The 26305-nt window shown below is 60.2% G+C and carries 21 protein-coding genes; 7 read left to right on the plus strand and 14 right to left on the minus strand.

Features of this window, described 5'->3' with window-relative positions:
• Positions 1 to 75: 75 nt before the first annotated feature.
• From BVH74_RS00535 to bacA, 4 genes are read right to left on the minus strand one after another with little or no spacing between them, the layout of a single operon-like run.
• Entirely contained in the window at positions 76 to 2148 is a 2073-nt protein-coding gene (locus BVH74_RS00535) for a flotillin family protein (protein WP_080048193.1), read from the minus strand.
• 53 nt (positions 2149 to 2201) lie between these two features.
• A complete protein-coding gene (locus tag BVH74_RS00540) occupies positions 2202 to 2831 on the minus strand; it encodes a hypothetical protein (protein WP_080048194.1) in 630 nt (209 codons plus the stop codon).
• A 51-nt stretch (positions 2832 to 2882) separates the two neighbouring features.
• Positions 2883 to 3578 carry a PspA/IM30 family protein gene (locus BVH74_RS00545; protein WP_080048196.1) on the minus strand — a complete coding sequence of 232 codons (696 nt, stop codon included), beginning with the start codon at positions 3576 to 3578 and terminating at the stop codon, positions 2883 to 2885.
• Positions 3579 to 3590: 12 nt separating this feature from the next.
• Positions 3591 to 4211, minus strand: a complete 621-nt coding sequence (bacA, locus tag BVH74_RS00550) for a biofilm formation regulator BacA (RefSeq protein WP_080048197.1) — start codon at positions 4209 to 4211, stop codon at positions 3591 to 3593.
• A 323-nt stretch (positions 4212 to 4534) separates the two neighbouring features.
• Between bacA and BVH74_RS00555 the strand changes: the two genes are divergently transcribed.
• Complete coding sequence (locus tag BVH74_RS00555; RefSeq protein WP_155121666.1) at positions 4535 to 5752, plus strand: CaiB/BaiF CoA transferase family protein; 1218 nt, start codon at positions 4535 to 4537, stop codon at positions 5750 to 5752.
• 154 nt (positions 5753 to 5906) lie between these two features.
• Here BVH74_RS00555 and clpB read toward each other — a convergent pair whose 3' ends face one another.
• From clpB to rluD, 3 genes are all read right to left on the minus strand, one after another.
• Positions 5907 to 8474: an ATP-dependent chaperone ClpB gene (gene clpB, locus BVH74_RS00560; protein WP_080048199.1), complete on the minus strand. Its 2568-nt coding sequence runs from the start codon at positions 8472 to 8474 to the stop codon at positions 5907 to 5909.
• Between the two features lie 104 nt (positions 8475 to 8578).
• Complete coding sequence (gene pgeF, locus BVH74_RS00565; RefSeq protein ID WP_080048200.1) at positions 8579 to 9319, minus strand: peptidoglycan editing factor PgeF; 741 nt, start codon at positions 9317 to 9319, stop codon at positions 8579 to 8581.
• On the minus strand, positions 9316 to 10275 hold the full coding sequence (gene rluD / locus BVH74_RS00570; protein ID WP_080048201.1) for a 23S rRNA pseudouridine(1911/1915/1917) synthase RluD: 960 nt from the start codon (positions 10273 to 10275) through the stop codon (positions 9316 to 9318). Before rluD ends, pgeF begins: the two co-directional genes overlap by 4 nt.
• 331 nt (positions 10276 to 10606) lie before the next feature.
• On the opposite strand from rluD, the gene BVH74_RS00575 reads away from it, so the two are divergent.
• A complete protein-coding gene (locus tag BVH74_RS00575) occupies positions 10607 to 11599 on the plus strand; it encodes an outer membrane protein assembly factor BamD (RefSeq protein ID WP_080048202.1) in 993 nt (330 codons plus the stop codon).
• Between the two features lie 67 nt (positions 11600 to 11666).
• On the opposite strand, the gene BVH74_RS00580 is transcribed toward BVH74_RS00575, so the two are convergent.
• Positions 11667 to 13298, minus strand: coding sequence for an NAD+ synthase (locus BVH74_RS00580; RefSeq protein WP_080048203.1), 1632 nt, complete (start codon positions 13296 to 13298; stop codon positions 11667 to 11669).
• A gap of 139 nt (positions 13299 to 13437) precedes the next feature.
• Between BVH74_RS00580 and BVH74_RS00585 the strand changes: the two genes are divergently transcribed.
• Genes BVH74_RS00585 through BVH74_RS00595 form a run of 3 tightly spaced genes read left to right on the plus strand, consistent with a single transcriptional unit; the run spans position 13438 to position 16624 of the window.
• Entirely contained in the window at positions 13438 to 13674 is a 237-nt protein-coding gene (locus tag BVH74_RS00585) for a PP0621 family protein (protein ID WP_080048204.1), read from the plus strand.
• Positions 13655 to 15247 carry a sensor histidine kinase gene (locus BVH74_RS00590; protein WP_080048207.1) on the plus strand — a complete coding sequence of 531 codons (1593 nt, stop codon included), beginning with the start codon at positions 13655 to 13657 and terminating at the stop codon, positions 15245 to 15247. The genes BVH74_RS00585 and BVH74_RS00590 overlap by 20 nt, the downstream gene beginning before the upstream one ends.
• A gap of 33 nt (positions 15248 to 15280) precedes the next feature.
• The gene (locus tag BVH74_RS00595) at positions 15281 to 16624 is read left to right on the plus strand and encodes a sigma-54-dependent transcriptional regulator (RefSeq protein WP_080048208.1); all 1344 of its coding nucleotides are present in this window, start codon (positions 15281 to 15283) and stop codon (positions 16622 to 16624) included.
• Here the strand turns inward: BVH74_RS00595 and thiO are convergent.
• Positions 16621 to 17730, minus strand: coding sequence for a glycine oxidase ThiO (gene thiO, locus BVH74_RS00600; protein ID WP_080048209.1), 1110 nt, complete (start codon positions 17728 to 17730; stop codon positions 16621 to 16623). The two genes, BVH74_RS00595 and thiO, sit on opposite strands and share 4 nt — an antisense overlap.
• 205 nt (positions 17731 to 17935) lie before the next feature.
• On the opposite strand from thiO, the gene mqo reads away from it, so the two are divergent.
• Positions 17936 to 19423: a malate dehydrogenase (quinone) gene (mqo, locus tag BVH74_RS00605; RefSeq protein ID WP_080048211.1), complete on the plus strand. Its 1488-nt coding sequence runs from the start codon at positions 17936 to 17938 to the stop codon at positions 19421 to 19423.
• Here mqo and BVH74_RS00610 read toward each other — a convergent pair.
• From BVH74_RS00610 to BVH74_RS00620, 3 genes are all read right to left on the minus strand, one after another.
• Positions 19414 to 20472 carry a M48 family metallopeptidase gene (locus tag BVH74_RS00610; protein ID WP_177344495.1) on the minus strand — a complete coding sequence of 353 codons (1059 nt, stop codon included), beginning with the start codon at positions 20470 to 20472 and terminating at the stop codon, positions 19414 to 19416. The two genes, mqo and BVH74_RS00610, sit on opposite strands and share 10 nt — an antisense overlap.
• Positions 20450 to 21754 carry a YjgN family protein gene (locus tag BVH74_RS00615; RefSeq protein WP_080048216.1) on the minus strand — a complete coding sequence of 435 codons (1305 nt, stop codon included), beginning with the start codon at positions 21752 to 21754 and terminating at the stop codon, positions 20450 to 20452. Before BVH74_RS00615 ends, BVH74_RS00610 begins: the two co-directional genes overlap by 23 nt.
• Before the next feature lie 167 nt (positions 21755 to 21921).
• Positions 21922 to 23121, minus strand: coding sequence for an MFS transporter (locus BVH74_RS00620; protein ID WP_080048217.1), 1200 nt, complete (start codon positions 23119 to 23121; stop codon positions 21922 to 21924).
• Positions 23122 to 23272: 151 nt separating this feature from the next.
• On the opposite strand from BVH74_RS00620, the gene BVH74_RS00625 reads away from it, so the two are divergent.
• Complete coding sequence (locus BVH74_RS00625; RefSeq protein ID WP_080048218.1) at positions 23273 to 24205, plus strand: LysR family transcriptional regulator; 933 nt, start codon at positions 23273 to 23275, stop codon at positions 24203 to 24205.
• 87 nt (positions 24206 to 24292) lie between these two features.
• On the opposite strand, the gene BVH74_RS00630 is transcribed toward BVH74_RS00625, so the two are convergent.
• Positions 24293 to 25309 (minus strand): hypothetical protein, encoded by a 1017-nt coding sequence (locus tag BVH74_RS00630; RefSeq protein WP_155121667.1) that lies wholly within the window; start codon positions 25307 to 25309, stop codon positions 24293 to 24295.
• Between the two features lie 59 nt (positions 25310 to 25368).
• On the minus strand, positions 25369 to 26109 hold the full coding sequence (locus BVH74_RS00635; protein ID WP_080048220.1) for a substrate-binding periplasmic protein: 741 nt from the start codon (positions 26107 to 26109) through the stop codon (positions 25369 to 25371).
• Positions 26110 to 26305: the final 196 nt, after the last annotated feature.

Genomic DNA, 26305 nt, shown 5'->3' on the forward strand with positions numbered 1-26305 from the left:
TGTTTTTCCTGGCTCAGAAGTGTATGGGTGACAAGGCCCCGGCGTATGCCGGGGCCAGGAGCGACACGTCCGGGATCAGATATCGCCGGAGTTGCCGGCAGCGGCGTGGCTGCCGTTGGCCACGGGAGTGCCGTTGGCCTGAGTTGTGGCCTTGCCGGCCAGCAATCGCTGCAATACGTCCTGTACCACCGGACTCTTGCCAACCACACCTTCGATCGCCTTGCCAACCGACAGAGACTTGGCAAACGAGTTGAAGAAGTCGCCTTCGCCGCCAACGATCTCGATTTTTGCCTGACCCAGTGCGGTAGCCAGTACCTCGGCCTGATCCTTGGCAATATCCTTGTTCGCGGCAATGGCGGCCATCGATTCCTCGAAGCCCTTCTCCAGTTGCATGCGGAACTCTTCGTGCTGACGGGCAGTGTCGCTGAGCGCGTCCAGGGCACCGAATTTCTTGCCCAGACCCTCGGCTTCGGCATTGAAGCGCTCAAGCAGCACTTCGGCTTCGGCCAGACCCTGATCCTTGGTGGCGCGCGCCTTGGCTACACCGAGCTGCTCTTCGCCACGAGCCTGCGCAGTGAGCTTCTCTTCCAACACCTTGGCTTCGGTCAGGCCTTCCTTCTCGCGAGCCTGCGCCTGAGCTTCGGTCACCCGTGCCGCTGCCAGGCCTTTTTCTTCCTCGCCACGAGCCTCGGCGGCCATCTGTTCGGCCAGCACCTTGGCCTCGGCCAGACCTTCCTTCTCCATAGCCGCTGCGGTGATTTCCCGCACCTTGGCAGCAGCCAGGCCAGTGGCAGCCTGCTCGGCCTGAATACCTTCGGCCAGTTTCTTCTTGGCTTCGGCCTGCTTGGCCGCCGCTTCCAGCTCGGCCTGGGCCATGTTGTTGATTTCCACTGCCTTGTGCCGCGAACGAGTCTCGTCGGCTTCGGCCTGCTTGACCTGACGCACCAGCTCCTGCTCGGCTTCGGCCTGGGCGTTGAGCACCACCACCTGCTTGAGGCGCTCGGCCTCGGAGACTTCGCGCACTTCCTTGATCCGCTCTTCTTCCTGGGCTACGGTCTTCTCGACCGCTACCCGCTCGCGGATCACTGCGGCAATCGCCTTGCGCTCTTCCTCCAGGGCCTTTTCCTTCTCGATGCGCTGCAGTTCGACTTCACGCTCACGTGCCACTACTTCCAGAGACCGGGCACGCTCAACCTTTTCAACCTCGATCACGACTGCACGCTGGCGATTCTGCTGAGCAACCTCGACTTCGCGCTGGTGGTTTTCGTTGCGAATATCCAGCTCCTGCTGAGTCTGGATGCGTGCCTGCTCGGCCTTGAGGCGCTCCTCCTCGCGGACCTTGAAGGTCTCTGCCTCTTCGCGGGCGCGAATGGTTTCAATCTCACGCTTCTGCCGCGCCTCGGCATCAGCCTGCTGACGCTCAAGCGACAGTGCCGCTTCGCGGGTCTCAACGTTCTTTTTCTGGATCGCCAGTTCCTCGTTGCGCTCCAGTTCATTAGTGATCACATTCTGGGCTGCCGTCAGTTCGGTAATCTTGCGAATACCCTCGGCGTCGAGAATGTTGTGCGGATCGAGCGAAGCCTTGGGGGTCTGCTCAAGATAGTCGATCGCCACGTCTTCGAGCACATAACCGTTAAGGTCGTTACCGATCACCTCGATAATCCGATCACGGAAGTTCTGCCGCTCCTCGAACAGGCTGACGAAGTCGAACTTCTTGCCCACAGTTTTCAGCGCTTCGGAAAATTTGGCATTGAACAGCTCGTTCACTGCGGCGCGATCAGAGGCACGTTCGACACCAATAGCCTTGGCCACCTTGAGCACATCTTGCTGGGTTTCGTTAACTCGCAGATAGAAGGCCACGGTAATGTCGGCGCGCAGGTTGTCCATACAGATCAGGCCGTCCTTGCCGCGCCGATCGACCTCGAGCGTCAGCAGCGAGATCTTCATGAACTCCTTTTTGTAGATCACCGGATAGACCAAAGCACCGGTGAAATGCACCTTGGGCGTCGACGACATATCGTTGACGATCAGCGCGGTTCCCTGCGGCACCTTGATATAGAAGGCCTGGAACAGTACGAAAAAGCCCACGATCAGCAGGAAGAAAATACCTACGCCAATCAGAAAAGGCATGAACATTGCCAGATTCATTGCAATCAATCTCCTTTGATAAAAGGCCCTGGGCGCACCCTTGCGCCGGGTGCTCAGTGACCGTTGAACTCGTCCTCGGTAATGACTCGATAGGCGTGCTCGGGCTCCAGGTACTCCAGCAGTACCAGACGGTCGCCGCGCTTGTAGCCCAGCGACTCATCAGCCCGAATCCGCAAAATCAGCCCCGCCCCACCATCTTCCAGCAGCGCTTCGCCCTGCATCGCGGTGACCCGCGGGCTGCGCACGACCACGGTCCGCCCCAACAGCGACGACGTGGTATTGGCCAGCAGACGCTGAAACAAGGGACGCAGGGGGTAAATCACGACACGCACCACCGGTGCGGCCAGCATCAGGGCGGCAATCAGAACCACCAGCCCAAGGGGGTAACGCAGGATGCCCAAAGGCAGGAAACGCAGAACCAGCAGTTCGGCGAAGTAGCAGAACAGCCAGGCGAAAAACACCAACAGGGTAATCAGCAATGTGACCGGCACGCCACCCAGCCCAAGCTTGAGCAGCAGCCCGCCCAACCCTTCGGCCTGCAGCCCCCCGTCACTGGCGCTGTCGAGCAGATCGATATCCAGCAGCCCCAGAGCTACAACCAGCCAGTAAAGAATGGCCAGACACAGCACAAAGCTGAGCAATACCACCGGAAAGGTCATTGAGGTCTGAAAAAACAGCTCCATGAGCAACTACATCCCTGTCAGTGTCGGCCTGGCTGGCCAGTTTCTATCCGGTCAGTTACCGGCCTTGCCCTTCAGACGCGCCAATACGCTGTCGGCACTGCCGCTCTCGGCAACGATACCGGCCTCACGCAGTTTCTGGTCCAGCGCCTGATCAACATCGGCCTCGGCAGCCAGTTCAGCTGCGGCTTCCATGCGAGCACCACGTTCGGCCTGCTTGCGCTTGATCCGCTCGAGTGACTCCAGCGCGGTATGCATCTTGGCCTGCGAGCCACCATAGCGCTGCGAGACCGCCAACTGCGCCTTGTGTACGCTTTCAGTCGCCTTGATGGTATCGGCCTGCTGCTTCAGTCGCTTGATATTGCTTTCGGCCTGGCTGACCGCCTTGCGCAACTGCGCCACACTGGCAGTAAAGGCATCCGCCTGCTCACGCTCGCTATTGAGAGAAACTTCCAGGTTGGCGATCTTTTCTGCCACTTCACGGGCCAGCGCCTCGTTGCCGGCATCCAGGGCCTTGAGCGCATACTGTTCATATTCGGCCACCTTGGCCTGCAGCTTGGCCACCTGCTCGGCAGCCAGCTTCTGCTTGGCCATGATCCCGGCCAAGGCTTCACGCGAGCGATGCAGTTCCTGATCGGCATCGCGAATTTCCTGATCGAGGATCCGCAGTGCCTGACTATCGACTACCGCCTCACCGGCCTCATGCACGCCGCCACGTACCGCTGTCAGCAATTTGCTCCAGACATTCATTCGCTTGTCTCCTCAGACACCGGCCTTGAGAAAGCCTTCATAGGCTTCCGTGGCCTTGATCACGTTATCGGCCAGCAACTCAATCTCGAACACCACATCCGAGAGCGTCGAAGCCGAGCTCAGAGCACCGAACATGGTGTAGCACAGGCTGCCGTCAGCCAGAGTTTCCAGACCGATACTCGAAAGCGGGAACAGTTTATGGGTGCGCAGCACCTCTTCGTTGAAGGCCACTGCATTCTCGACATCCGACGCCGGCCAAAGCAGCCCTTCCACCACGATCTGCTCACCGAACACTGCCAGAAACAACGGCAAATCGCCGTATTCATGCATGGTCAGGTGCAAGCTGGGATCACTGCCATCGATCAGCTCAATGCTGGCCTGGCCGCCCGAGAACAGCTCGGTGGCGGACAAGGCTTCGAACAACCCCTGGGCAGTCCATATCTGCTGCATGCTCATTCCTTCCTCCTTCTCCTGCGGAACCAGCTTCGAATCGGGCTGGCGCAATTTCCTTTCAAATGCCAAAAGCTGTGCCGTGTGCTCCGGCAGAATCCAGACTTCCTTCTTGACCAACCCCTGCTCACGCAGGCGCTGGCGGTACAAACGTTGGTAATGGGCGGACGATTTCTTTTCCATGAAGTCACCCTAATTTATTACATGTAACAAATCAACACATCACATGTAATAAATCAAAAAATAAACGGGCACGAGCCAACGCTCCTACAAGCAGAGGGCTGAGCATCGACATGAACAGGGTGAGAATCACTCGGAGGGAGAAGAATTCCATTTCCTGCTGACGGGCGCATCCAGTGCCGCCCAACTATTAAACAACAGCGCAACCACAAGGCAAAGCCCCAAATCCGCCAACCCGGTCGCACTCTGGCCCAGTGCTATCACCCAGACCAGAATGCATTGCGGTTGCGCGAAGCATCACAGCTCAGTAGTGTCTGACCGTCATCATGCTCACATCACCAGGAGAGCGCATGCCCAGCAAGCCCCTTTCAGGCCTCAAGGTCGTCGAACTCGGCACCCTGATCGCCGGCCCCTTCGCCGCCCGAATCTGCGCCGAGTTCGGCGCCGAGGTGATCAAGGTCGAATCGCCCGATGGCGGCGACCCGCTGCGCAAATGGCGCAAGCTGTACGAGGGCACCTCGCTGTGGTGGTTCGTCCAGGCCCGCAACAAGCGCTCACTGACCCTCAACCTCAAACAGGCCGAAGGCATCGAGATTCTCAAGCGACTGCTGGCCGACGCCGACATCCTGATCGAGAACTTTCGCCCCGGCACCCTGGAAAAGCTCGGGCTGAGCTGGGACGTTCTGCATGCACTGAATCCAGGACTGGTGATGGTCCGGCTGTCCGGCTTCGGCCAGAGCGGCCCGCTGAAAGATCAGCCGGGCTTTGGTGCGGTGGGTGAATCGATGGGCGGACTGCGCTACATCACCGGATTCGAGGATCGCCCGCCGGTACGCACCGGCATCTCCATCGGCGACTCGATTGCCGCCTTGTGGGGCGTGATTGGCGCGCTGATGGCGCTGCGTCACCGTGAAGTCAACGGTGGCCAGGGTCAGGTTGTGGATGTAGCCCTGTATGAGGCGGTGTTCGCGATGATGGAGAGCCTGGTCCCGGAGTTCGACGTACTGGGTTTTATCCGCGAGCGCAGTGGCAATATCATGCCCGGCATCACCCCATCCTCGATCCATACCTGCGCCGACGGCAAGGCGATTCAGATTGGCGCCAACGGCGATGCGATCTTCCAGCGTTTCATGCGCGCCATCGGCCGCAACGACCTGGCCGACGACCCGAGCCTGGCCGACAATGCCGGGCGTGATGCCCGGCGTGACGAGCTCTATGCACTGATTGACGCCTGGGCCGCGAGCCTGCCGCAGGATCAGGCGCTCAATCTCTTGAACGCAGCCGAAGTACCGGCCAGCCAGATTTACTCGGTAGCCGACATGTTCAAGGACCCGCAGTTTCTCGCCCGTGACATGTTCATTGACGCCCAACTGCCGGATGGCAAGCCGTTCAAGATGCCCGGCATCGTACCCAAACTGTCGGCGACCCCGGGCTCAAGCGAATGGCGCGGACCAGAGCTGGGCGAGCATACCGAAGAACTGCTCAAGACCCTGGGCTACGACGCTGCAGCCCTGGCCCGACTGCGCACTGCCGGCGTGGTCTAGGGAGACACTGATTACACCAATGTCGGTGTTGATCCAATTGTCGCGGCATCGCTCAGGCGCGGACGCTACCCAGATCAGGCTCCAATCTCTGTGCAACCCGCCGAGAGGATCCGCAACTGATTTAGTCGGTGCGTCCTAGCACGCCCGGCAAAACTCACTGGCCGAACACGAACTGCTCGCCTTCAACCCCGACCTTGATCAGCGCACCCGGCTCGAAATCACCGGCCAGAATGCGCTGTGCCAGCGGGTTCTCGATCCAACGCTGAATCGCCCGCTTGAGCGGCCGAGCGCCATAGACCGGGTCGTAGCCGACGGCAATCAGCTTATCCAGCGCCTCACCTGAAAGCTCCAGATTCAGCTCGCGCTCGGCCAGACGCTGGCGCAGGCGCTGCAACTGGATCTCGGCAATGCCGCCGATCTGCTCCTTGCCGAGCGGATCGAACACTACCACCTCATCAATCCGGTTGATGAATTCGGGACGGAAGTGACTGCTGACCGCATCCATCACCGCTGCCTTTTGCGCCTCGGGATCGCCAGCCAGATCCTGAATCTGGGCCGAGCCCAGGTTGGAGGTCATGACCACCACACTGTTTTTGAAGTCGACAGTATGCCCCTGACTATCGGTCAGGCGACCATCCTCCAGTACCTGCAGCAGCACGTTGAACACATCCGGATGGGCCTTCTCGACCTCATCCATGAGAATCACCGAGTAGGGCTTACGCCGCACCGCCTCGGTCAGATAGCCACCCTCTTCATAGCCGACGTAACCCGGAGGCGCACCGATCAGACGAGCCACCGAGTGCTTCTCCATGAACTCGGACATGTCGATACGCACCATCGCCTCTTCGGTATCGAACAAGAACTCGGCAAGCGCCTTACACAGCTCGGTCTTGCCCACCCCGGTCGGACCAAGGAACAGGAATGAGCCGCTCGGGCGATTCGGGTCGCTCAGGCCTGCACGCGAGCGGCGCACCGCATTGGCCACCGCGACCACTGCCTCGTGCTGACCGACCACCCGCTTGTGCAGAGCGTCTTCCATACGCAGCAGCTTGTCGCGCTCGCCTTCGAGCATCTTGCTCACCGGAATGCCGGTCCACTTGGACACCACTTCGGCGATTTCCTCGTCGGTGACCTTGCTGCGCAGCAACTGGTTCTCGCTCTTGCCATGGGCATCGACCATCTGCAGGCTGCGCTCCAGGTCCGGGATCACCCCGTACTGCAACTCAGCCATGCGGTTGAGATCACCCTTGCGCCGGGCCAGCTCCAGCTCGGTCCGGGCCTGCTCAATCTTCTGCTGGATCTGCGCCGACCCCTGCACCTCGGCTTTCTCGGATTTCCAGATATCTTCCAGATCGGCGTACTCGCGCTCGAGCTTGGCGATGTCTTCTTCCAACTTGGCCAGACGCTTTTTGGTCGCCTCGTCATCTTCCTTCTTCAGCGCTTCGCGCTCGATCTTGAGCTGAATCAGACGCCGATCCAGGCGGTCCAGCTCCTCCGGCTTGGAGTCGATTTCCATGCGGATGCGACTGGCTGCTTCGTCGATCAGGTCAATGGCCTTGTCCGGCAGTTGGCGATCGGTGATATAGCGGTGACTGAGCTTGGCTGCGGCAATGATCGCGCCATCGGTGATGGTCACGCCGTGGTGCACTTCGTAGCGCTCTTTGAGACCACGCAGGATGGCGATGGTATCTTCCTCGCTCGGCTCATCGACCAGCACCTTCTGGAACCGGCGCTCCAGCGCGGCATCCTTCTCGATGTACTGGCGGTACTCATCAAGGGTGGTGGCACCCACGCAGTGCAACTCACCCCGGGCCAGTGCTGGTTTGAGCATGTTGCCGGCATCCATGGCACCCTCGGCCTTACCGGCCCCAACCATGGTGTGCAGCTCGTCAATGAACAGGATGATCCGACCTTCCTGCTTGGACAGCTCGTTGAGCACAGCCTTGAGACGTTCCTCGAACTCGCCACGGAACTTGGCCCCGGCGATCAGCGCGCCCATGTCCAGCGCCAGCAGACGCTTGTCCTTGAGGCCATCAGGCACTTCGCCATTAATGATGCGCTGGGCCAGCCCCTCGACAATCGCGGTCTTGCCCACGCCGGGCTCACCGATCAGCACCGGGTTGTTCTTGGTCCGGCGCTGCAGGACCTGAATGGTGCGGCGGATTTCGTCATCACGACCGATCACCGGATCGAGCTTGCCGTCCTCGGCCCGCTTGGTCATGTCGACGCAGTACTTGTCCAGCGCCTGGCGCGACTCCTCGGCATTCGGGTCGTTGACCGCTTCGCCACCGCGCAGGTTGTTGATGGCGTTTTCCAGGGCCTTTTTCGATACCCCCTGACCCAGCAGCAGCTTGCCCAGAGTGGTGCTGTCATCCATCGCCGCCAGCAGTACCAGCTCACTGGAAATAAACTGGTCGCCACGTTTTTGCGCCAGGCTATCGGCCTTGTTCAGCAGCCGTGCCAGCTCCTGCGACAGAGTCACATCACCAGTCGGATTGCTCACCGTGGCCAGCTTGTCGAGCGCCTTGCCCAACTCCTGCTTGAGATGATTGATGTCGAAGCCGGTCTGCATCAGCAACGGACGGATCGAGCCGCCCTGCTGGTCGATCAACGCCAGCATCAGATGCAACGGGTCAATTTGATTATGGTCGCGACCGACCGCCAACGACTGGGCGTCGGACAGGGCGACCTGGAGTTTGCTGGTCAAACGGTCAATACGCATGGACTTGTCCTATCTGCATGGCCCCGAGTCGGGCCCGATCAATGTCAATGATCACTAGATAGGGACGATTATTGCTCTTTCAAGCCACACAATGTTGACTGGAGTCAAATGTTTGTCGGCTCGAGCCAAATCAGCGAAGCCATCCGCCCGGTCTGACCATCACGTCGATAGGAATAGAATCGTTGCGCATCGCTGACCGTGCACAGGCCGCCGCCATACAGATGCTGCACCCCCAGGCGCTTGAGCCGCAGGCGGGCAAGCTGATAGATATCCGCCAGGTAGTGGTCTTCGCGCTCGGTCGGCTCGAACGCCTGTACGGCAGACTCATCAGTTGCCGTAAAGGCTTCAAAAACCTCTTCCCCCACCTCGAACACCTGTGGTCCGATTGCCGGCCCCAACCAGGCCATCAGCGATTCTGGTGCACAGCCCATGGCCTGCACCGTCGCTTCCAGCACCCCATCGGCCAGCCCACGCCAACCGGCATGCGCCGCCGCAACCCGGTTGCCGGACTGATCACACAATAATACCGGCAGGCAGTCGGCGGTCAGCACCGCACAGGCAATGCCCGGCTGATCGGTCCAGCTGGCATCGGCATCAGCAACAACCGCAGGATCGGCCCTGACCACCCGGGTACTGTGGGTCTGCTCCAGCCACGCCGGCTGACAGCCCAACGCAGCCTGCAGGCGCTGGCGATTGGCAGCCACATGCGCAGGGTCATCCCCAACATGGGTAGCCAGATTGAAACTATTCCACGGGGCCAGGCTGTCACCCCCCAGTCGGGTGGTGATACAGGTACGCACCTGCCTTGGTGCCGGCCATTTGGCAGTCAAGATATCCTTGGTCATTCGTCGAGTTCACCGTCTTCACGCAGCAGCGTCAGCAATTCAATCATGTCCCGGGGCAATGGAACCTCCCAGCTCATCAATCGACCATCGAGCGGGTGCTCCAGTTCCAGACGCCGGGCATGCAATGCCTGACGCGGAAACTCACGCAGCAGTTTGACCAGCTCAGGACTGGCGCCCGGCGGAATCCGCAGCCGCCCGGCATAGGTCTGATCGCCGACCAGCGGAAAATGGATATGACTCATGTGCACACGAATCTGGTGGGTACGACCGGTCTCCAGCTTAACCCGCACATGAGTATGCGCACGAAACCGCCGGATCACCCGATAATGACTGACAGCTGGTTTGCCATCAGCGACCACCGCCATTTTCTGCCGGTTGACGCCATGCCGGGCAATAGGAGCATCGACCTTACCGCCGGCAGTCATCACCCCGACCACCACACATTCGTATTCGCGGGTTACAGTCCGGGCCTGGAGCTGGGCCACCAGATCGGTCTGCGCCTCCAGTGTCTTGGCCACCACCATCAGGCCGGTGGTGTCCTTGTCCAACCGGTGGACAATCCCGGCCCGGGGTACCGTGGCCAGCTGTGGTGCGTGATGCAGCAGGGCATTGAGCAACGTGCCATCCTGGTGCCCGGCAGCCGGATGCACCACCAGCCCGGCAGGCTTGTTGATCACCAACAGGCTGTCATCCTCGTAGACCACAGCCAGCTCGATAGCCTCGGGCTGCCAGTCGCCCTGCACCTCACGTTCGGCATCCAGTTCCAGTTGCTCACCACCATACAGAGTGTCACGCGGGCGCAGCGAACGGCCATCGACGGTCAGGCTGCCATCCTTGATCCAGCCTTGCAGGCGAGAACGCGAATGATCGGGGAACAACTGGGCGGCAATCTGGTCAAGGCGTTGACCACCTTGTTCGGGTGCCACCTGGGCGGATAGACGAATGCGTTCGGACATGCGGGACTCATTACTACACGGGGTTTACGGGCTTGTATTCCCTTTTGGTTTCACCACCGCGCTGTGGTTAAATACGGGCTCGGTTCACAGGCTGGTCGAGATCGACCACCTGGATATGCAAGGGAACCTCTGAAAAACGTAGACGAGGCAGGCAAGACAAGGCAAAAACAGCCGAAAAAGCGCAGTTTACTCGGTGTAAATGAGCATTTTGAGGCTGTTTTTAACGCAGTATTGCCAACGCAGGTAGTTTTTCAGCGATTCCCAAGAAGCGCCAACTATAACAGGACGTTCCCTAGCTTCACAGCTCGGGCCATCCCTCCGGAATCATGCTATGTCGATGAAACATCTTCTGCTGGTCGCTATGTTGTCTCTGCTGGTCGCCTGCTCCTCCAAACGGGGCGTGCTCGACGAGTCGCTGAGCGAATCAGAGCTCTACGTGATGGCCCAGCAGGATCTGAATGCCAACAACTACGGCCCGGCAATCGAAAAACTCCGGGCCCTGGAGTCACGCTATCCGTTTGGCCGGTTTGCCGAGCAGGCGCAGCTTGAGCTGATCTACGCCTACTACCAGAACCTGGAGCCGGAAGCCGCTCGCGCCTCGGCCGACCGCTTCATCCGCCTGCACCCGCAGCACCCGGATGTCGACTACGCCTACTATATCCGTGGCCTGGCTTCATTCACCCGTGACCGCGGCATCTTCGAACGCTTCCTGCCGCTGGACATGACCCGGCGCGACCCGGGTGCCGCCCGCGACTCGTTCAACGAATTCGCCCAGCTGGTCAGCCGCTACCCCGACAGCCGCTACGCACCGGATGCCCGCCTGCGCATGATCTATCTGCGCAACCTGCTGGCCGCCTACGATGCCCACGTTGGCCATTACTACCTCAAGCGCGGGGCCAATGTCGCCGCCGCCAACCGCGGTCGCTATATCGTCGAGAACTTCCAACAGACGCCTTCGGTACCCGATGGCCTGGCACTGATGGTCGAAGGCTACCGGCGTCTGGCCATGGACGAGTTGGCCGATACCGCCCTGCAGACCCTGCAGAGCAACTATCCGGATCACCCCAGCCTTAAGTCAGGCGAGTTCCGCCACCATGTCCAGCCAGCACAACGCGAAGCAGGCTGGGTCGAAACCATGACCCTGGGCTCACTGAACAAGCTGGTCGCCCCACCCAGCCGTCGCAGTGGCCAGACCCAGATGGAACGGGAAATGGAACGTCAGTATCAGGACGCGGTAACCTCGCTGCCCCGCGAGATCCGTGCCCCACAGCAGCCCAAACGCTCAATCTGGAGCCGCCTGACCTTCGGTCTTTTCGACGACTGAACCAGCAGCCAATAAAAAACCGGCTGATGCCGGTTTTTTATTGCCCAGTTGACTGCCCTCCAGTCGATCAGTCGTCCATCGCCCAACCAGAGGTGATCGGATAGCGCCGGTCACGACCAAAGCCACGCTGAGTAATCCTTGCCCCGACCGCGGCCTGACGACGCTTGTATTCATTCAGGTCGACCAGCCGCACTACCCGCTTGACCACATCCTCATCGAACCCAGCGGCGATAATGGCGCTGGCCGACAGGTCGTGCTCGATATACAGGCGCAGGATTTCATCCAGCACCGGGTAGGCCGGCAGTGAATCCTCGTCCTTCTGGTCCGGCGCCAGTTCGGCCGACGGCGGGCGATCGATGACCCGCTGGGGAATCACCCGCCCCAAGGTATTGCGGTATTCGGCCAAGCGAAACACCAGCGTCTTAGGTACATCCTTGAGGACATCGTAGCCGCCGGCCATGTCGCCATAGAGCGTGGCATAACCCACCGCCATTTCGCTCTTGTTGCCGGTGGTCAGCACCAGCGCGCCGGTCTTGTTCGACAGCGCCATCAGCAGGGTGCCACGACAGCGCGCCTGAAGGTTTTCCTCGGTGGTGTCGCGCGGCAACCCCTCGAACACCGGTGCCAGGGTCTGCATGAAAGCCTCGACCATCGGCGCAATCGGCAGCACCCGATAGGTGACATGCATGGCCTTGGCCTGAGCCTCGGCATCCTCCAGGCTCATGCTGGAGGTATAGTGATAGGGCATCATCACCGCCTCGACCCGCTCGGCGCCAAGCGCATCCGCAGCCACCGCCAGGGTCAGCGCCGAGTCGATGCCTCCGGACAGGCCCAGCACCACGCCCTTGAAGCCGTTTTTGTTGACATAGTCACGCACGCCACAGACCAGTGCCTGATAGACACTGGCCTCAAGCTCGGGCATCGGCGCCAGAGTGCCCTGACGCAGGCTGACCTGCTCATCGTCATACAGTACATCGACCGGATACAGCCCTTCGGCGAAGGCCGGTGCGCGCAAAGCGATCTGGCCATCGGCAGCCATGGCCACCGAGCCACCATCGAAAATCAGTTCGTCCTGGGCCCCCACCTGATTGACGTAGAGCACCGGCATTTCGCCCTCGGCGCAGCGCTCGGTCAGGGTTGCCTCACGCTCACCCTGCTTGTCCATGTGAAATGGCGAGGCGTTGAGATTGAGCATCAGCCGCGCCCCGGCCGCCCGAGCCTGGACCATCGGCTGTGGATGCCAGATGTCTTCACAGATACTCAGGGCCACCGGCAGGCCATCCAGCTCGAGCACACAGGAGCCCGAGCCTTCGCTGAAGTAGCGCTTCTCATCGAACACCCGGTAATTGGGCAGGTGCTGTTTGGCGTAACTGGCCAGCAGATTGCCGTCGGCAATCACCGCCGCCTGGTTAAAGCACTGCTCGCCTTCGTACCACGGGTAACCAACCACCAGATAGATGCCCTGGACCCGCTCGCACAGGGCATGCAGAGCCCGCTCGATACGGGCCTGCATACTGGAACGCAGCAGCAGGTCTTCCGGCGGATAACCGCACAACGACAACTCGGGGAACACGATAACCCGGGCCCCCAGCTCATCCCGGGCATGACTGGCGGCCTCGATGATCCGCTCCAGGTTGCCGTGAATATCACCTACCCGCAAATTGAGCTGGGCCATCACTACACGCAGACTATTGGTCATCTGCCTTCTCCTGAATCCTGACTGGCGCTTATTGTCCGGTATAGCTCGGCCCCGCCGCAATCACCAGAGGCATCGAAAGCCATGCCCAGCCGGGGCCGAGTCAGCTAAACTGGACACTCATCAGCAAACAAGGCACCCCATGGGCTTGATCAAACTCATCATTCTGGTCGTACTGATTCTGGCCATCATGGCCTTCTGGCGCCGGCTCAAGGCCTGGCAGGCGGCCAACCGCCCTACCAACGCCCAGCCTGAACGCCCGCAACTGATGGTTCGCTGCGCCCATTGCCAGCTCCATCTGCCACAGTCCCAGGCGGTTCGCGCCGGCGACCATTGGTACTGCTGCCCAGAGCACCGTGATGCCGCTGACCAGCACTGAGCGAATCGACTCGCAGCGACCGCGCATTCTCCGGCTTTACAATCTCTACCGGGTCATTCTGGGCCTGGGGCTGGCGTTGCTGACCAGCAATGCGCTACGTGACGGACTGCTGGAGCTGAACAGCCCGGAGCTCTACGAAACCGTCAGCTGGCTGTACCTGATCATCAACCTGGTGATCGCGCTGATCCTGCACCAGGGCCATCGCAACCTGTACCTGTTCGCCCTGGCGGCGCTCGACATTCTGCTGCTCGGCATTCTGTTCTATGCCGCCGGCGGCGCCGGCAGCGGGCTCGGCAACCTGCTGATCATTCCAGTGGCCGTCGGCAACACCCTGCTGCATGGCCGGATCGGTCTATTGCTGGCGGCGTTGGCCAGCCTGTTGCTGATCTATCTGACCTTTTTCCTCAGCCTGTCGCACCCCGGCATCGGCCAGAATTACCTGCAGGTCGGCGTACTGGGCTGTATTTTCTTCGCCGTCGCACTGTTCGTTCAGCGCCTGAGCCGGCGCCTGTCGCATTCGGAAAACCTGGCCAAGCAGCAGGCCGCCAGCCTGGCCAGCCTGGAGCGGCTCAACCAACTAATCATTCAGCGCATGCGCACCGGCATCGTGGTGGTCGGCACCAGCAGCCAGGTTCTGCAGGCCAACGAAGCCGCCGCGCAAATGCTCGGCAAACCGATCATTCGCGGCATGGCGTTGGACAGCCTGGCGCCACAACTAGCCGAACGCCTGCAACACTGGCAAGCCAACCCATCACGCCGCTCCGGGAGCTTTCGCAACCACAGCGGCGGCGTCGAGATCATGGCCAACTTCAAACCCCTGACCGGCGGAGAAGACAACGCCGTCCTGGTATTTCTTGACGACAACACCCAGGTGGCGCAGCAGGCCCAGCAACTCAAACTGGCATCGCTCGGCCGCCTGACCGCCAGCATCGCCCATGAAATCCGCAACCCACTGGGCGCGATCAGCCATGCCGCGCAACTGTTGCACGAGTCAGATCAGATCGTCGAACAGGACCAGCGACTGACCGAAATCATTCAGCAGCATTCGCAGCGCATGAACCGGGTGATCGAAACCGTGCTGGAACTGTCACGCCGACGCCCCAGCGAGCCGCAACTGATCAACCTGGCAGACTGGGTCAGGCAGTGCGCCGACGACTTTCGCGATGCCCACCCAGGCACCGACCAGCTTGAATGCCAGATTCAGAAGGATGTTATCCAGACTCGCATGGACCCCAGCCAGCTCAGCCAGGTACTCGGCAACCTGCTTGACAACGCTCTGCGCTACAGCGGCCCACCCGGCACTGCGCGGACCATCTGGCTAAGACTATACTGTCACCCTGAGACCGAATTGCCGGTATTGGAAGTGATCGACCATGGCCCAGGCATCGCAGAAGAACACCTGAGTCACATTTTCGAGCCTTTCTACACTACCGAACGTACCGGCACCGGCCTGGGCCTGTATATTTCCCGCGAACTGTGTGAAAGCAATCAGGCACGTCTTGAATACCAGCGCCTGGAGCCCCGGGGAAGTTGTATGCGCATTACCTTCGCCCACCCCAAACGCCTGGTATGAACAACCACCCAACAAGGAACTTGCAGGTCACCGATGAGTAGTCCGCTGGTACTGATTATTGACGATGAGCCAGACATTCTCGAACTGCTCGACATGACGCTGGGGCGCATGAATGTCAGGACCCGCAGCGCGACCACTCAGGCCGAAGCACTCACACTGCTCGACCAGCAGCAGTTCCAGCTCTGTCTGACCGACATGCGCCTGCCCGACGGCGATGGACTGAGCATCGTTCGCCATATCCAGCTCCATTGCCCGCAGACCCCGGTCGCCATGATCACAGCTTACGGCAGCCTGGATACCGCCATCAGTGCACTCAAGGCCGGCGCCTTCGACTTTCTGACCAAGCCGGTGGACCTGCAGCGCCTGCGCGAACTGGTTGGCAGCGCACTGCGTCTGAGTAACCCGCCGGCCGAAGACGAACAAACCGATCTCGACGATCCACTGCTGGGGATATCTCCACCTATCCAGCAACTGCGCCGGCAAATCGGCAAACTGGCCCGCAGCCAAGCGCCGATCTATATCAGCGGCGAGTCCGGCACCGGCAAGGAACTGGTGGCCCGGCGCATTCACGCCCTTGGCCCACGAGCCGAGCAGCCGTTCGTGCCGGTCAACTGCGGCGCCATTCCTTCGGAACTGATGGAAAGCGAATTCTTTGGCCATCGCAAAGGCAGCTTCAGTGGTGCCGTGGCCGACAAGCCCGGACTGTTCCAGGCCGCTCATGCCGGCACCCTGTTTCTCGACGAAGTTGCCGACCTGCCCATGGCCATGCAGGTCAAGCTGTTGCGGGCCATTCAGGAAAAGGCCGTGCGCCCGGTCGGCACCCAGCAGGAAGAGTCGGTCGATGTGCGTCTGCTCTGCGCCACGCACAAGGATCTGGCCGCCGAAGTGGCCGCCGGGCGCTTTCGTCAGGATCTGTTCTACCGGTTAAACGTCATTGAGCTGCATGTGCCGCCGCTGCGCCAGCGGCGTGAGGACATTCCACTGTTGTGTGACCACATCCTCAGCCGACTGGCCGAACGCAACCAGCGCCCACAGCCTCGCCTGAGTTCAGCCTGCCTCGAGCGGCTATGCATCTACCGCTTCCCCGGCAACGTCAGGGAGCTGGAAAATGTTCTGGAACGGGCCTTCACCCTGTGCGAGGGCAACGCCCTGCAGGCCGATGACATTCATTTGAGTGGCGGCCCAAGCAGCGGTGACGACCAGCCGGACCTGACCCAGATCGACTCGCTGGAAGACTATCTGGATCAGATCGAGCGCCAAGCTATTACCCAGGCCCTGGAAGAAACCCGCTGGAACAAGACCGCAGCAGCCAAGCGCCTGGGCCTGACTTTCCGCTCACTGCGCTACCGACTGAAAAAACTCGGCCTGGAGGATTAACGAACCCGGACAGACTCCAGCCGCCCGGTCGGCGCATAGGGCTGCGGATCGATCAGCGGCGCACGCCCTTCCATCAGATCAGCCAGCAACCGGCAGGAAGCCGGTGCCAACACCAAGCCATTACGGTAATGCCCGACATTCAGCCATAGCCCGGGCAGACTCGGCAGCTCACCAATGAACGGCACGCCATCAGGCGAACCCGGACGCAGGCCGGCCCACTGAGCGACAGGAGCCTGATTTTCCAGAGCCGGCAGAAGCCGCTGCGCCGACTCACGTAACGAGGCCAGCGCCTGCTCGGTCGGGGTTTTATCAAACCCGGCATGTTCCAGAGTACTGCCGACCAGCACATGTCCGTCACGCCGGGGAATCGCATAACGTCCCCCGAACAGAACCATACTCGGCAGCCAGCCTGGCTCGCACTTGTACAGCAGCATCTGCCCCTTCACCGGCTCGACCGGCAAGCTCAGACCCAACGCCGCAGCCCACTCGCCACTCCAGGCGCCAGCCGCCAGAACCACCGCATCAGCCCGCAACTCACCCTTGGTGTGACGTACACCACAGGCACGGCCCTGCTCAACCAGCAGGGACTGCACCGGCGTGTGTTCCAATAAAGTAAAACCGGGAAACTGCAGCAGCCGGGCCCGCAACGCGGCCATCAGCCGAGGGTTACGCACATTGGCCAGATCAGCCTGCCACAGCGCACTGCGATAACCCGGGGCCAAACCGGGAACCTGGCGATAAATAAAATCGGCGTCGACGCTGAGCAGCGGCTTACCTTCGCGCTGAGCCCAACTCAGAGCATCGGCCTGCTCATCATGATCAAGCCACATCAAGCCACAACTACTGACCTCAGGATCAATGCCGGTGAGCTCAGCCAGCTCGCGCCCAAGCCCGGGATAGAATCCCTGCGACCAGTCAGCCAGAGCACTAATCGGTTGACTATAACGCCAGGGATACAACGGCGAGACGATACCGCCACCGGCCCAGGACGCTTCGCGGCCCAGCTCAGAGCGCTCGACCAGCGTCACCCGGGCACCGGCCTCCAGCAGATTGAGCGCCGACAGGCACCCCATCACCCCTCCCCCGATCACCACGGCATCACTCATCGTCACACGCTCTCCACTGACTGTTTCCGGGCTGGCAGCTTAAACCATGGCGCGCCAGCCGAACATGACACAGGACAATTTTGAACGCCGCGTTGCATGGCGTAGTAAGCGTGACTTAGACCATCGGCCTAGTCATGAACAGTGTCCCCGAACCGGATAAACCGGTATCATTGGCCGCAGTTTTACCCCCAGAGGCGACATGTAAATGACAGCAAAAAACGTTGATGTATTGCTGGTCGGCGGTGGCGTCATGAGCGCTACCCTAGGAATGTTGCTCAAACAGCTGGATCCGGCCATGACCATTACCCTGGTCGAACGCTTGGATCACGTTGCTCACGAGAGCACCGATGGCTGGAACAATGCCGGCACAGGTCACGCCGGCTACTGTGAGCTGAATTACACTCCTGAAGGCCCCGATGGCACTATCAGTATTGACCGGGCCCTGTCGATCAACGCGTCCTTTGAAGTGACCTTGCAGTTCTGGTCCTACCTGGTAGAGCAGGACATACTGCCCGGGCCGAAAAGCTTCATCAATCCGACCCCGCACCTCAGCTTTGTCTGGGGCGACAAGGATGTAGCTTTCCTGCGCAAGCGCCATGAACTGCTCAGCGCCCACCATCTGTTCTCCGAGATGCAGTTCAGCGAATCCGCCGAACAGCTGGCCGAATGGATGCCGCTGGTGATGGAACAGCGCAAGCCTGGCGAAAAAGTTGCCGCCACCCGGGTCGACTTCGGCTCGGACGTCGACTTCGGCTCACTGACCCGCAGCATGATTGCCAATCTCGAACGCCACGAGCAATTCGAGTTGAACCTCAGTCACTCGGTCAGCAGTCTGCGCAAGAGCAAACGCGGCTACTGGCGAGTCGAGGTGCGCGACGAGAAGACAGGTGAAGACAAACAGATCAACGCCAACTTTGTCTTCCTCGGTGCCGGCGGCGGCTCGCTGCCCCTGCTGCAGAAATCCAACATCGATGAAAGCCAGGGCTACGGCGGCTTCCCGGTCAGCGGCCAATGGCTGGTCTGCAAGAAGCAGGACATCGTCCAGCGCCACCACTCCAAAGTGTACGGAAAGGCTCCAGTTGGCGCCCCGCCGATGTCGGTCCCACACCTGGATACCCGCATCATCAACGGTCAGCCCGCGCTGCTGTTCGGCCCCTTTGCCGGCTTCACCACCAAGTTCCTGAAAAAGGGCTCGGTGCTGGACCTGTTCTCATCGGTCAAACGCTACAACGTAAAACCGATGATGGCAGTCGGGATCGACAATATGGATCTGACCCGTTACCTGATCGCCGAGTCCTTCCAGTCACACAAGGATCGGGTGGCCTCGCTGCGCAACTTCTTCCCGAATGCCAAGGCCGAAGACTGGGCCCTGCAGAATGCCGGCATGCGCGTGCAGATCATCAAGAAGGACGCCAATGGTCACGGTAAGCTGGAGTTCGGCACCGAGATCGTTGCGGCCAAAGACGGTAGCCTGGCGGCACTGCTGGGCGCCTCTCCCGGCGCCTCAACCGCCGTGCAGGCAATGATCAACGTGCTGGAACGCTGCTTCAAGGAGCGCATGGCCTCGGCAGAATGGCAAGCCAAGATGCGCGAGCTGGTACCGTCCTATGGTCAGTCACTGATCAAGGATGCCGAGCTGCTCAAGAGCGTCCGCCAGCGGACCCTCAGCACCCTGGGGCTGACTCAGTCCTGAGCCTCGGTCTCGAACAGCACCAGCCGTTCACGGGTCGGCGGGTGGGTTGACAGGAAATCAGTCAGCCCGCCCGTCTGCTCCGCAGCCGAACCCGAGCCCTCCAGACGCCGCATGATATTGGCGAAATGGCGCAGTTCCAGTTGCTGTTCACGCATGAATTGCAAAGCAAAGGCATCCGCCTCACGCTCCATCCCCCGCGAATAACTGAGACTGGCCAGAACCGCCGGCAAGCTGGCGGCCATGTCCGACGCTGCCGACAGATCCCCGGTCAGCGCCACCATCATCCAAACCGCCAATGAACTCTGGACAATCCCCCGCAGGCTGTGGCGATGGACCACATGCCCTACCTCGTGCGCCAGAATACTGACCAGTTCGTGGTCATCGCGAGCCAGCTCGACCAGCTCATCGGTAAACACAATGATGCCCGCTGGCAATGCCATGGCGTTGGCACCCACCCGGTCACCATGGCGAAACAACACTTTCAGACTGTATTGTGGGTACTCTTCGGCCCACCGCTGCAGGTAAGGCTGGAAACTGGCCAGCACCTCTGCCTGGCGCTCCTCGCTCAAACGGCTGGGCTCCAGCCAGCGATCCAGACTATCGAGTGATTGCTGGCCCAGGTAACGCTCCACCTCGACCGGCAGCGCCTCGGCCACTAGCCGCGAAACCCAGGGTATGCCATGGGTGAAGCTGCCGACCAGAAACCCCAGCATCAACACCGTGCCCAGCACAATCAGTTTGAAATTGGTCTCCAGACGGCTCAGCCACCAGCCGGATGAACGTCCGCTGGCAGCCTGCCACACGGCCCGCAGAGCAGCCTGATCACGACTTTCGAACACGCCGCCGTCGGCCAGATACAGGCTCCCGGCCGCGCCACTGACCTGGGTCCCCAGGCGTAGGCCATCACGGTTCAGCAACCGCTCACCGGCATCGCTGATCAGCCAAAGCTGCTCTGCACGCCAACCCAGCCGGGCATTGTGACTACGACTGCGCTTGCCGTCGAAAAACTGCCCTTCGACCCACAGCTCAGATGACCGGGATGCCGACATCGAAGGCCTCGCCCAGCTCCTGACCAATGGCGCTGGCGCGCTGGGTTTCAGCAGCGACGAAGCTGTCCAGATCGCCATACACCTGCACCTGAGTACAACTGGCCCGATAGGCGGCCATCCGCACTTTGGCCCAAGGCGTGAACAGCCCCAGCGTCAGCACGATGAACAGGCTGTTGGTCAGATAGATCCAGACCATCCGGCGTTTGCCCAGAGTTGACTCGAAGCCATGCAGCCCCAGCACCGTGGAGTTCATGATCAGATTGGTCAGGCCAGCCAGGAAATAGCCAAACAGCGCCAGATAGCCGATCGCGGCCGTGATGATAGCCAACGCGCCATGCAGAGAACTGACCAGCAGAGACAGCAGTACAAAACCAACCAGCACGCCGATCACTCGGAAAAAGAATACATAATAGTCAGTGCCGCTGGCCTTGAAGCGGAACGGCATGGTGCCGAAGCGCATGTTGTTGACCACAAAGCCGTGCAACTTGAACAGACTGTAGGGCAGCGCCAGCAACAAGCTCAGCACAGCAAGAAGCGGCCAGATATAGATCGCCATGAACGCCTGGCCGTAGCCACCCTGAAAGTCGAACCGGACATTGCGCCAGGCGCTGTTGACCGCATTGAATTTCAGCGCCCGAATGACGATCCAGGGCACCAGCGGTATGAACAGTAACAGCAGAATCAGCGCCCCCATTGCCCAGAAGTTGGAGACCACCATCCAGAGAATCAGTGCCGCCAGAGCCACCAGCCGGCCACGAAAAATCACCCAGGGATCAGCCAGATACTGAAAACTGGCGCCAGCAACCTCGGTATGGCCATAGAAGTACTGGTTGGTACGTACCTTGGCCCAGGGCGCATAGAACCCCAGAGTCAGAACAATAAGCAGGATATTGACGATCCAGATGCCGAAAAACTCACTGCCGATCCCGGTAAACTTTACCGGCTCCAGGCGCCGCGGCAGGCTTGGCTCGGTGGATTGTTCACGACTGGGCTCGCGTGCCTCAAAGCGTACCGAGCCCCCTGCTGGCGCTACGTCTGCAGCAGGCGCCTCGTCCTCAACTTCAAGCTCAACCAGCAGGCCTGCGACTTTCAAACGCGCCCGGTAGATTTCCGCCTGGGTTCTTGGCAGGCCTTTTTTGATCGTTGCCGAGCGACCGCTCAACAAGCTATCGATCTGGCTGTCAGTGAAGCCCAGTTCTTTCAGGTTGGCGCTCAATTGCGCCGGCGAGACCCCCTCGACCAATTGGCCGCTATAGCGTACCCGGTAATGCCTGGTGTCCATACAGGTCCTTCCATTGGATGAATGCAGAGAAAAGTCATACGCGGCATACCGGCAAATCGGCATCCTTGCGTAATAGGCTATTCAAGCAGGCTGTAACATTTTGTGCAACTTGGAGAGTTCTCGGCGCCTTCCAGGCGACAGCGAAGATGCCTGAACTCCATCGTGCACTACCTCTGTGCCGCTGCAAAGCCGTGCCGCTTTGCAGCCCATAACACCACCAGTGTGGCGGTCAGCAGCACTAGCAGTGCAGGTGCGAATGCAGCGACACCAAGGCGGTCCAACAGGATGCCACCAACAATCCCCCCACCTGCAATCGCCATATTCCAAGCCGTGACCAGCATCGACTGCGCCACGTCGGCGGCCCCCCTGGCCGTCTTGGCGATAGCCGTCTGAAACAGCGTTGCCGCACCACCAAACGCCAACCCCCAGACAGCCACAGCGGAATATACGGCGGCAGGTGCATCTGCCGCGATGCCGAGCACCAGCGCAGCCAGGCCGAACAACGCCGTGCTGGCGAGTGTCAGCGCACGCAGGTACCGGTCAATCAACACACCGATAACCCAAATGCCCAACAAAGAAGTCACGCCAAATACCAGCAGCACCAGATCCGCGCGTTCGGCCATGCCCGCCGTCGCCAGGAAAGGCGTGATGTAGGTGTAGAGGATGTTGTGCGCCAGCACGAAAGCCAATACCACAAAAAGCACCGGTCGAATCCCTGGCATGATGAACACACGCCCAACCGACAAGCGCTTGCCCGCAGCCTGCCCAGCGAAGTCCGGCACCCGAATGCGCACCCACAACATCAGCACCAATGCCAATACGCTCATAATGCCGAAACACATTCGCCAACCCACCAGATTGCCCAGGAACGTCCCGGCCGGCACGCCCAACGACAAGGCCAGGGGGGTACCGACCATCGCAATGGCGATGGCGCGACCCTTCTGGTGCTCAGGCACCATGCGCGCCGCGTAGCCCGCCAACAGCGCCCACAGCAGCCCAGCCGAGACACCGGCCAAGAAGCGCGCCACCATCGTCACGGCATAACTGCCCGAGAAGGTCGTGACGGTATTGGCGACGACAAAGCCCGCAATGGCCACCAGCAGCAACGGACGGCGGCGCACGCCTTGCGTAGCAGCAGTCAGTGGAATGGCAGCCACGAGAGATCCGATGGCATAAATAGTGACGAGCTGCCCTGCCAGCGCTTCGGAAATGTTTAGACCTGCACTGATCTGCGGCAGAAGACCAGCGGGCAGCGCCTCGGTCAGGATCGTGACAAAGCCCGCTAACGCCAAGGCCAACAGCGATGCAAAAGGAAGACGGGCGTTTGGCGAGCCCGCACTGTCGAATGTGGATGTTGAAGGAGCCATAACGATGCCTTGTCGGGCGCCGGTTGCGTGCGGAACAGGCACGGAAGCGGCACGGGAGAGATAGGCAGCCATGGTGAGAGCATTGTCGATACAAGACAATAATGCTACTTTTCAAAATATATCGGACAAATATTCACAAATTGGCAAAACGATGGAATCCCTCAACAGCATTGCGTTCTTCGTGCAGGCGGCGGAAACCCGCAGCTTCTCCGAAGCCGGACGCAACCTTGGCGTGTCCTCGTCTGCGGTGGGTAAAAGCGTGTCCCGTCTGGAGGAACGGCTGGGCGTGCGTCTGTTCCACCGTAGCACGCGCAGCATCACGCTGACCGCCGAGGGCACGCTGTTTCTCGAACGCTGCCGACGCATCCTTTGCGAAGTGGAAGCCGCCGAACTGGAGCTGGCCGAAACCCAACAAGCGCCACGGGGCCGGCTGCGCATCAGCCTGCCGCTGGTCGGGATGCTGGTCATGCCTGCTCTGACAGCCTTCATGCACCGCTATCCGGCCATCGAACTGGATGTGGATTTTTCGGATCGCCTAGTGGACGTGATCGAGGAGGGCTTCGATGTTGTGATGCGCACAGGTAAGCCGGCGGATTCGCGCTTGATGTCGCGCCCCCTTGGCAATTACCGGCTGAAACTTGTTGCTTCGCCGGATTACCTAGCGAGCCACGGGACACTCGAGGTTCCCGCCGATCTGGCGCACCACGCCTGCTTGCAGCACAAGTTCCCTAGCACGGGCAAGTTCGAGCCATGGCCGTTGAAACGCGCTGAAGATGCGTCGGAATGGGTATTGCCGGCCTCGATGGTGTGCAACACATCGGCAGCCTTGATGGACGTGGCCGTAGCGGGATTGGGTATCGCGTGCCTGCCGGACTTCATGGTGCGCCGAGCCATCGAGCGTGGAGAACTGACACCCGTGCTGGACGCGTATATAGAACACCAGGGCACCTTCCGACTGCTGTGGCCGTCGAGCAAGCACCTGTCGCCAAAGCTACGCGTGTTCATCGACTTCATGGTCGAGACGCTTTTTGCGGAGAAGGCTGTGGCGCAGGAGGAAAGCACGGAACTGACGACACACCATTGAACGCAGACATATCGCTTGGATGCTCGCGGTTACTGCACCACTTGAATGGCTCGCCCAAGCGTTTGCCGGGCCACTCAGCTACCCACGCTACTGACGCTTGAACGCCAGATAACTGCGGTGCGGATTTGGAGTACGCCAGATAAAACCCTCGACGTAGTAGTGCAGAAATGACAGCGTGAGGATAACGATACCAATCAGAGGCAGCTGCTGGTAATAGGTCAGCACGTAGGCAATCAGCCCAGACAACAGCGGCAACAGCAGCCAGACCGGCAATCGCGTAACACGGGCCATCCGGTAAATCAGGTTCACCGGTTGCTGGCGATTACGGTTGCTGTCGTGGCTTATGTAAATGATATACGCGGTTACATCATGGATAACGCGCGGAATCAGGATCACGAACAGGGTATAGCCGGCTTCATTGATGACAAAAGCCGACAGCAGCAAGGCGACATTACCCCACAGATACCAGACGCCGATCCGATGCCTGGCCTGCCAGGTCAACTGCCATGCCAGCACCATCACCGCAGCGCACAATGCGGCAGCCATATAGCGCAGCATCAGGTAAATATCCAGCGAACCCAGACTCAGCCGGCCTATATAGGTTGCGCCATAGACATTCATGTAGATGGCAAATCCGGCCAACACCGATAGCCATTTCCAAGCCCTGAATACAGGCGAAGGCGCAATGCCAAGCATCATCAGCGACAATCCCAACTGCTGCGCCAGCACATGGTAGATCGTGTAAAAGGCCAGGAATACGAACAACAACTGATAGCTCAGCGGCTGCGGGCCGACATAACCGAGCGTGGACAGCGCGGCAAAGCCCAGCAACGGCCACAACAGGCGGCGCCGATAGTGCTGCAGGTAATCACGGTCAGCCATGCTGACGAAACTGGCCACAATGTGCGGCAGACCAAATACCAGGGTCCAGAACGGCCAGTGCATGGGGTCATTGGGTAAGGACCGGCGCAGCCACCCGCCACCTGGCAGGCTATCCAGCAGCACTATCAGCAGCACCAGCGGAATCAGGGCATATAACCCCAGCAGCCAGCGGCAATCAACCTCGCGCAGCACCGGCAATGTAGTTGTTGTATCAACGCTCATGCCAGCATTGTTGGCCAGCCATACAGCCCCGGCAATCGCCTGAATGGGTCACCCTAGTGCTACAAGCGGGTCGGATCCAACTCAACACCCTGCGCCTTCAGCTCGTCATAAGCCCGATCCAGATCCTTGCGCAACTGCTCGGCAAACTGGGTCTGGCGCGACAACACCAGACGCATCGGCTGATTGTCCACGGCGATATGCGGCAACTCGTCCAGAGCGAAATCACTCAGCAGCGGCTCCACCTGACTGCGGTATTCCAGCAAATAATCCGCCCGCCCCAACAGCAGCATGCTGATCGCCCCCTGATGCGAAGCACTGCGGTGTATCGTGAGATTCAGTCCCGGATCATCCATGATCCGGCGTAGCCGGTCGGTGTAGGTGTAATTGGTGATCAGGATCAGACTGCTACCTTGCAGACTGTCCGGCCATACCGGGGCCGGGGTACCGGGCCGGTGATAAAGGTTGATCCGCACCTGGGTCAGGTCGCGTTCAGTCTCCAGCGTGTAGGGCGCCAGATCAGGCTTGTTGAGCAACCCCGGCCACAGATGCACGGCCCCGTCCTGCAATCCGACAAACACCCTGGCCGCAGGCAAAATCCGTAATTCATAGGGATAACCGGCCTGCTCAAGCAAACGTCGAACCAGGCTGACCGTGCGCCCGACCGGCTGGCCGTCCTGGTCTGGCTCAGCGTGCCCTGGGAATTTCATGAAAGCCACCTGCACCACGGGCTTGGCAGACTCCACAGCCCAGGCAGCCGGCACCACCAACATGAACATGCTAATCAGCAGGACGATGCGCATCCTGTACTCTCTTATTGTTTTGACCACTGCCCAGCTCCTGCCCCACTACCCGCCAGCTCCGCTGGCGCACATCATTGGTAGACCATGGTAGCTTAGCCAAAAAACCAGCGTCAAAACACTCTCACACAACTCTCCAGGGAAATACTGATTAAATCAGCTTCGGCCGAGGACCATAAAAAAACCCCCGCGGGAATGT

Origin of the sequence: Halopseudomonas phragmitis (assembly GCF_002056295.1) — a bacterium.
GTDB lineage: Bacteria > Pseudomonadota > Gammaproteobacteria > Pseudomonadales > Pseudomonadaceae > Halopseudomonas > Halopseudomonas phragmitis.